The following is a 1,596-nucleotide window of genomic DNA, read 5'->3' on the forward strand; positions in this document are numbered from 1 at the left end:
GTCGCCGCGCCGCCCGCCGCGGGCTCCGGCTCCGCGGGCCAGGGCGGCTCCGGCTCCGCCTCCGGTGAGGGGTCCGCCGTCGCGGCCCGCCCGGTCGTGCGGATCTACAACAACTCGACCATCCGCGGTCTCGCCGAGAAGGCGGCCGGGGAGTTCCGCTCAGGCGGTTGGACCGTGTCCCAGGTGCAGAACTACTCCCAGGGGGTCATCCCGGCCACGACCGTCTACTACCGGCAGGGCACCGGCGAGAAGGCCGCCGCCGAGGAGATCGCGAAGAAGTTCGGCATCCGTTCCGAGCCCCGCTTCGACGGCATCCAGGACGCGACGCCCGGCGTCATCGTCATCGTGACGCGGGACTTCTCCGCCGCCTGACGCGCCATACGCACGACGGCCCCGGACGCCTCCGCGTCCGGGGCCGTCGGCGTTCCGGGGCCGTCCGTGTGCCGGACTCAGCCGTCGCTGCGGCGACGGGCGTAGGCCTCCAGCTCGGCGACCTGCGCCGGGTCCAGCGACGCCCGCACCGCGCGGCGCGCCGTCGCCAGGTGCGCGGCGGTCACCTCGCCCGCGTCGAGGGACTCGCGCATCGCGGTCAGCGCGGCCTCGCGCAGCAGCGCCGCGCAGTCCGCGGCCGAATAACCGTCCAGTTCGGACGCGAGCGCGTCGAGGTCCACGTCGTCGGCCAGCGGGACGTCGCGGCCGGCCGCCCGCAGGATGTCCGCCCGCGCGGCGGCGTCCGGCGGCGGGACGAACACCAGCCGCTCCAGCCGGCCCGGCCGCAGCATCGCCGGGTCGATCAGCTCGGGTCGGTTCGTCGCCCCGACCACGACGACCTCGCGCAGCGGTGTCGCGCCGTCCAGCTCGGTCAGCAGCGCGGCGACGACGCGGTCGGCCACCCCGGCGTCGGTGGAGCCGCCGCGGCGCGGGGCGAGCGCGTCGACCTCGTCGAGGAAGATCAGTGCGGGGGCGGCCTCGCCCGCCCGGCGGAACAGCTCGCGGACCGCGCGCTCGGACTCGCCGACGTACTTGTCGAGCAGCTCGGCGCCCTTCACCGCGAACACGTTGAGGTCACCGGAGCCGGCGAGCGCACGCAGCAGGAACGTCTTGCCACCACCCGGCGGGCCGTAGAGCAGCACCCCGCGCGGGGCGTCGACCCCGAGCCGGGCGAACGAGTCCGGGTGGCGCAGTGGCCACAGCACGGCCTCGGTGAGGGCCGCCTTGACCTCGGTCATGTCACCGACGTCGTCGAGGGTGAGGCCGCCGCTGCCCAGCGTGCCGCCGCCGGACAGCGAGATCGGGCGGACCGAGCCGACGGCGTCGAGCAGGTCGGACTGACGGACCTGCTCGGAGGGATCGGAGCCGGCGCCGCGCAGCGCCGCGCTCACCGCGGCCTCCCGGCGGACCGCCGCGAGGTCGGCGACGACGAAGCCCGGTGTGCGGGCGGCGACCGCGCCCAGGTCGACGTCGCCGGCCCGGGGTACGTCGGCCAGCAGCCGCTCCAGCAGCGCACGCCGGGTCGCGGCGTCGGGCAGGCCGACCGACAGCTCGCGGTCGACCAGGTCCGGCGCCCGCAGCCGCGGGTCCAGGGCCTCCGGCTCG

Annotated in this window: 2 protein-coding genes; one reads left to right on the forward strand and one right to left on the reverse strand. The window is 76.6% G+C overall.

Features of this window, described 5'->3' with window-relative positions; genetic code table 11:
* The coding region (locus GTW08_RS24170; protein WP_161152575.1) for a LytR C-terminal domain-containing protein at positions 1 to 372 on the forward strand (372 nt) is incomplete at its 5' end.
* A 77-nt stretch (positions 373 to 449) separates the two neighbouring features.
* Here GTW08_RS24170 and GTW08_RS24175 read toward each other — a convergent pair.
* Positions 450 to 1,596: AAA family ATPase (locus GTW08_RS24175; protein ID WP_161152576.1), on the reverse strand; the 1,147-nt coding region annotated here is incomplete at its 5' end.

This window comes from Pseudonocardia sp. SID8383 (assembly GCF_009864975.1).
Classification (GTDB): domain Bacteria; phylum Actinomycetota; class Actinomycetes; order Mycobacteriales; family Pseudonocardiaceae; genus Pseudonocardia; species Pseudonocardia alni.